Origin of the sequence: Rhodococcus sp. C-2 (assembly GCF_027854095.1) — a bacterium.
Taxonomy (GTDB): domain Bacteria; phylum Actinomycetota; class Actinomycetes; order Mycobacteriales; family Mycobacteriaceae; genus Rhodococcus_F; species Rhodococcus_F qingshengii.
In genome coordinates, this window is sequence record NZ_JAQGFI010000010.1 from 274,819 (window position 1) to 281,187 (window position 6,369).

The 6,369-nt window shown below is 62.5% G+C and carries 4 protein-coding genes; all 4 read left to right on the forward strand.

All coding sequences use genetic code 11. The features are described from left to right. Window positions 1-172: 172 nt before the first annotated feature. The 4 genes from PCS43_RS22335 (at window position 173) to PCS43_RS22350 (ending at window position 6,249) form a co-directional block, all read left to right on the forward strand. Window positions 173-1,810 (forward strand): AMP-binding protein, encoded by a 1,638-nt coding sequence (locus tag PCS43_RS22335; protein ID WP_039973143.1) that lies wholly within the window; start codon window positions 173-175, stop codon window positions 1,808-1,810. A gap of 4 nt (window positions 1,811-1,814) precedes the next feature. Continuing rightward, complete coding sequence (locus PCS43_RS22340) at window positions 1,815-3,482, forward strand: sigma-54-dependent Fis family transcriptional regulator (protein WP_003942072.1); 1,668 nt, start codon at window positions 1,815-1,817, stop codon at window positions 3,480-3,482. Window positions 3,483-3,589: 107 nt separating this feature from the next. Then, window positions 3,590-5,089 (forward strand): aldehyde dehydrogenase family protein, encoded by a 1,500-nt coding sequence (locus PCS43_RS22345; protein ID WP_007730174.1) that lies wholly within the window; start codon window positions 3,590-3,592, stop codon window positions 5,087-5,089. 47 nt (window positions 5,090-5,136) lie between these two features. Then, window positions 5,137-6,249 carry an NDMA-dependent alcohol dehydrogenase gene (locus PCS43_RS22350; protein ID WP_003942086.1) on the forward strand — a complete coding sequence of 371 codons (1,113 nt, stop codon included), beginning with the start codon at window positions 5,137-5,139 and terminating at the stop codon, window positions 6,247-6,249. The last annotated feature ends 120 nt before the right edge of the window (window positions 6,250-6,369 follow it).

Below are 6,369 nucleotides of genomic sequence, written 5' to 3' on the forward strand. Positions count from 1 at the left end.
AAAGGCGCACAGCAGGCGGGTGGGGTGTCCGGACTCTGAACAGTTACGGCCACCCCGCACCGGGAAGTATGTCGTGCATCACACCGAATCGAGTAAATTCGTAGATGAGAGGGTCCGCTGCGGCGGCCCCTCTCATAGGTGCCTGAACAGGTAACCGGAGAGGACAGAACACATGAGTACGCCGCTGCCCAGCTATACGTCCGGAGTATGGGACGGTCCGATGCTGGGCGACACCATCGGAGACAACCTCGATCGCACGGTTGCCGCACACGGCGACCGCGATGCGTTGATCGACCACGCCAGCGGTCGACGATGGACGTACCGGGAGTTCGCCGAGCAGGTGAACGGGCTCGCTGCCGGACTACTTTCCCGTGGTGTGGGGAAGGGCGATCGGGTAGGAATCTGGGCTCCCAACTGTCCGGAATGGACGTTCACGCAATACGCGACGGCAAAGGTCGGCGCGATCCTGGTCAACATCAATCCGGCGTACCGCTCGCACGAGTTGCAGTACGTACTCGAGCAGGCCGGGATCTCGACGCTGGTGTCTGCGGCCAGCTTCAAGACCTCGGACTACGCGTCGATGATCGAGACGGTGCGGCCGCAGTGCCCGGATCTGACGTCGGTGCTCCTGCTCGGTTCACCCGAGTGGGACGCGGTGCTTGCAGACGGCTTGGCGGCGCAGGCAAGCGATCCGGCTCCGCTCGCCGCAGCCCAGGCCGCGTTGTCGGCCGACGACGCGATCAACATCCAATACACCTCGGGTACTACCGGTTTCCCGAAGGGCGCGACGCTCAGTCACCACAACATCCTCAACAACGGCTATTTCGTCGGCGAGTTGTGCCACTACAGCGAGGTCGATCGGGTGTGCATCCCGGTGCCGTTCTACCACTGTTTCGGCATGGTAATGGGCAACCTTGCGTGCACCAGTCACGGTGCTGCCATGGTCATTCCGGGTCCGGCTTTCGATCCGCGTGCTTCGCTCGAAGCCGTTCAGGCCGAAAAGTGCACGTCCCTCTACGGCGTTCCGACGATGTTCATCGCGGAGTTGGCGTTGCCGGACTTCGACAGCTTCGATCTGTCGTCCCTTCGCACCGGCATCATGGCGGGCTCGCCCTGCCCGGTCGAGGTGATGAAGCAGGTCATCGATCGCATGGGCATGTCGGAGGTGTCCATCTGCTACGGCATGACGGAGACCTCGCCGGTGTCGTTGCAGACCCGCTCGGACGATTCGATCGAGCAGCGCACCGAAACGGTCGGACGGGTAGGGCCGCATCTCGAGATCAAGATCGTCGATCCGGCAACCGGATTGACGGTGCCCCGTGGCGAGCCGGGTGAACTGTGCACGCGTGGTTACTCGGTCATGCTCGGATACTGGGAGAACCCGGAGAAGACCGCCGAGGCGATCGACGCTGCCCGGTGGATGCACACCGGAGACATCGGAGTCATGGACGAGGCCGGATACGTCGCCATCACGGGACGCATCAAGGACATGGTCATCCGCGGTGGCGAGAACGTCTATCCGCGTGAGATCGAGGAGTTCCTCTACACCCACCCCGACATTCTCGATGCGCAGGTCATCGGTGTACCCGACGCAAAGTACGGCGAGGAATTGATGGTGTGGGTCCAGATGCGCGAAGGTGCAGACGATCTCGACGCCGATTCGGTCCGCGCGTTCTGCACCGGCAAGCTCGCGCACTACAAGATTCCGCGGTACGTCCATGTCGTCGACGAGTTCCCGATGACAGTCACGGGCAAGGTCCGCAAGATCGCGATGCGAGAACAGGCGATCGAATTGATCGGTCAGGCCTGAGAGTATGTCCGCGAACCCAGGGGAGCGTGAGCCGGTACGCCCCGAGATCGCGCTCTCCTGGAAGCGTTCTCGACTCAGTGGCCTCGACCCGTCGTCGGCCATCGCCGTGGACACCGAGGAGCAGGACGGTGAGTCTCGTCTGCTCCGGGCAGCCGCACCCGTGCTCGACGAAGTTTCGCAACAGATCGCGGGCACCGGTTTCTGCGTGCTGCTTGCCGATCGAGAATGCCGCGTCGTCGCTTCGGTGTACTCCGACAGTCGCGTCGAGCGAACGATCGAGCGGTTGGGCGTCGTCAACGGTTCACGCTTCGGCGAAGAGCACGCCGGCACCAACGCGCTCGGTACGCCCCTCGAGGTCGGACGAAGCGTGGTGATCCACGGTGACGAGCATTTCCTCGACAGCCTCAAGGGTTTGAGCTGCTACGGACAGCCGATCCTGCATCCCGTCACACGTCGTGTCGAAGGCATTCTCGACATGACCGGCGTTGTCTCGCAGGCCAACCCACTGTTCGCGCCCTTCCTTGCGCGTGCTGCAGCGGACATCGAGAAACGGCTGCTCGAAGGCTCGAAAGCATCGGAGCAGCGGCTGGTCGACGCATTCCAGCGAGTTTCACATCAGCGCCACATTGCCGTCGCGGCCATCGGCGACGACATCCTGCTGAGCAACCGAACCGCTTTGGATTTGCTCGACACCGCAGACCATGTATCGCTCCGTTCCTTGATTGCCGACCTGAATCCGGACCAATCACGATTGGTGACAGTCGAATTGGCGTCCGGCGCTCTGGCGCGAGTTCAAGCCGACCGGATTTCCGGGGCTGACGGTGGTGCGCTCTTCCTGGTCGAACCACTCCAACGGGAACGGGCACCGATCCGCAGAACGCACGAGCGGGCACCGTCTCCGGGCGAACGACTGCGGCGCGACCTGATGCGGGCGCGGGCAACCTCTGCCGCCGTGGCGATCTCTGGTGAAGCGGGATCCGGCCGAACCTCGGCAGCATCGGATGTCGTCGGCAGTGTCGATGCGAGTTGGCTCGATGCCACGCGAATCGCGTTCGACGGCCGTGAGCAGTGGGTCACCGATCTCGTGCGAGCAGCCCGTAAGCGTTCGGGCGTGGTCGTGATCGAACAGGTACAACTCCTTCCTGACTCGGTGTTGCCGCTGGTCGCAGACCTGATCGACGCCAGCGCCGAGGGGCCGAAAATCGTACTGACCAGCGGAGCGGCAGTTGATCTTCCGCCGACCATCGCCGCGCTGCTCTCACGATGCGCCTCCCGGGTTGTCATCACCCCACTGCGCGAGCGACAGGCTGAGATCGCCGAGTTGGCACAAGTCATGTTGGAGGGGATCTCGCCAGAACTGAGGTTGACCGCCAGCGCTGCCGAAGCACTCGCGGCGGCCAACTGGCCGGGCAACCTGGCCGAATTGCGCGTCGTGTTGAATCGCGCCTCGGATGAACGCTCGAGCAATCGCATCGACGTCGCTGATCTGCCCGAGGACTATCGCACCACGACCAAGGTGTCGCGGTTGGCAGGGCGGGAGAAAGCCGAGCGCCAGGCGATCATCGGAGCGTTGAAAGACTGCGGCGGCAACAAGGTTCACGCGTCGGCGCAACTCGGAATCAGCCGAAGCACTCTCTATACACGGATGCGGGCGCTCGACATCACTGTGTAGTTTGCTGTCCGACTTCAGTTGTACAAAGTTCGGACAGTTAGCACCCCTGGAAGCGCGGAAGTATGGCGTGCATCACATTCGCACCTCACTACTTCAGGGGAGTTCCGATGACGGCAGTAGCCGAACACACCATCAGTTCCGCGGTACAGGGTTTCCTGAACGGACCGAAGAAGCTCTACATCGGCGGCGAATTCGTCGACGCCGCTTCGGGTCAGACCTTCGCGACGTACAACCCGGCTGACGGACAGAAGCTCGCAGACGTGGCACACGGTCAGGCCGAAGACATCGACCGCGCGGTACGTGCCGCTCGAACGGCTTTCGAGGACGGCCCCTGGTCACGTATGAAGGCAAACGAGCGCGAGCGGATGATCTGGCGCGTCGGCGACATTCTCAGTGCTCGTGCCGAGGAATTCGGTCAGCTCGAAGCTCTCGACAACGGCAAGTCCGTTGCCATCGCCACCGCCGTCGACGTGGCTTGGGCCGCAGACGTTTTCCGCTACTACGCGGGTTGGGCCACCAAGATCGAAGGCAGCACCGTCAACGTGTCGATGCCCTTCTCTCCGGGCGGCGAGTTCCACGCCTACACCCTGCGTGAGGCGATCGGCGTCTGTGGACTGATCGTGCCGTGGAACTTCCCGCTGCTGATGTCGTCGTGGAAGCTCGCCCCCGCGCTCGCCGCCGGCAACACGGTGATCCTCAAGCCCGCTGAGCAGACCCCGCTCACCGCACTGCTTCTCGCGGAGGTCTTCGAAGAAGCAGGCTTCCCGCCCGGCGTCGTCAACATCGTTCCCGGCTTCGGCGATGCAGGTGCTGCTCTGTCCGGCCACGACGACGTGGACAAGGTTGCGTTCACCGGTTCCACCGAGGTGGGTAAGAAGATCGTCGACGCCGCCAAGGGCAATCTGAAGAAGGTTACGCTCGAGCTCGGTGGCAAGAGCCCCAATATCGTGTTCGCCGACGCCGATTTCGATTCCGCGGTGGAGGGTTCGCTCAACGCGTGGCTGTTCAACCACGGACAGTGCTGCGTTGCGGGTACTCGTCTGTACGTCGAGGACACCATCTTCGAGAAGTTCACCGAGGCCGTCGCGCACGCAGCGAGCCAGGTCAAGATCGGACCCGGCCTCGATCCCACCACCCAGCTCGGACCGCTGGTCTCGCAGGAGCAGTTCGACAAGGTGACCGGCTACCTGCGTGAGGGAATCGCCGACGGCGCACGTGCACTGACGGGCGGCAACCGCTGGGGCGATCAGGGCTACTTCGTCGAGCCGACCGTCTTCGTTGACGTCAAGCCCGAATTCTCCATCGTTCAGGAGGAGATCTTCGGACCCGTCGTGGCGGCGCTGCCGTTCAATGGGGACGACGGACCGATCACTGCCGCAAACGATTCCATCTACGGCTTGGCCGCCGGCATCTGGACCCGGGACATTTCCAAGGCTCACCGCACGGCGAAGCGCTTGAAGGCCGGTTCGGTATGGATCAACCAGTACAACGGCTTCGACACTGCAATGCCCTTCGGTGGATACAAGCAGTCCGGCTGGGGCCGCGAGCTCGGCGCTTCGGCTATCGATCTCTACACCCAGACCAAGGCCGTCAACATCGCTCTCTGACCGACCCCATCGCTCATTCTCTCGTCCGACAATCAAGGAGATCACCAGTGAAGACCAAAGCTGCTGTACTGCTCGAGCCCGGAAAGCCTTTCGAGATCATGGAACTCGACCTCGACGGCCCGGGTGTGGGTGAGGTACTGATCAAGTACACCGCTGCCGGACTGTGCCATTCGGATCTGCACCTGACCGACGGTGATCTCCCGCCGCGTTACCCGATCGTCGGCGGACACGAAGGCTCGGGCATCATCGAAGAGGTCGGCCCAGGCGTCACGAAGGTCAAGCCGGGCGACCATGTCGTGTGTAGCTTCATCCCCAACTGCGGCACCTGTCGCTACTGCTCGACCGGTCGCCAGAACCTCTGCGACATGGGTGCCACCATCCTCGAAGGCTCGATGCCCGACGGTTCCTTCCGTTTCCACGGCAACGGAATGGATTTCGGCGGAATGTGCATGTTGGGAACGTTCTCCGAGCGCGCCACCATTTCTCAGCACTCGGTAGTCAAGATCGACGACTGGCTTCCCTTGGAGACAGCGGTGGTCGTCGGCTGCGGCGTGCCTTCGGGTTGGGGAACGGCAGTAAATGCCGGTAACCTTCGCGCCGGTGACACCGCTGTGATCTACGGCATCGGTGGTCTCGGCATCAACGCCGTCCAGGGCGCCGTTTCGGCCGGCTGCAAGTACGTCGTTGTGGTCGATCCGGTTGCTCTCAAGCGTGAGACCGCACTGAAGTTCGGTGCAACCCATGCTTTTGCAGACGCCGAGAGCGCTGCTGCCAAGGTCAACGAGCTGACGTGGGGACAGGGTGCCGACGCTGCGCTCATCCTTGTCGGCACCGTCGACGAGGACGTGGTCAGTGCAGCGACGGCAGTGATTGGCAAGGGTGGCACCGTGGTGATCACGGGACTCGCCGACCCCGCCAAGCTGACCGTTCACGTGTCGGGTACCGACCTGACGCTGAATCAGAAGACGATCAAGGGCACGCTGTTCGGGTCCATGAATCCGCAGTACGACATCGTGCGACTGCTGCGTCTCTACGATGCCGGTCAGCTCAAGCTCGACGAACTGATCACCAACACCTACAGCCTCGAAGACGTCAACAAGGGCTACCAGGATCTACGTGACGGCAAGAACATCCGTGGCGTGATCATTCACGACAAGTAACCCCAAGTGCTGTGGGCCTTTATTAAACGCCCCCGGGGAAGAAAGGGGCCCCCCCCGAATTATTTGGGTTGGTCCAAAAATGACAAAAAAGGAGGATCGCCGGGCACCTGGCGGACACCC

What these genes read in the sequence shown, in the direction of transcription:
- PCS43_RS22335 (WP_039973143.1), top strand. Translation starts at nt 173, where the DNA reads ATGAGTACGCCGCTGCCCAGCTATACGTCCGGAGTATGGGACGGTCCG.
- PCS43_RS22340 (WP_003942072.1), top strand. Translation starts at nt 1,815, where the DNA reads ATGTCCGCGAACCCAGGGGAGCGTGAGCCGGTACGCCCCGAGATCGCG.
- PCS43_RS22345 (WP_007730174.1), top strand. Translation starts at nt 3,590, where the DNA reads ATGACGGCAGTAGCCGAACACACCATCAGTTCCGCGGTACAGGGTTTC.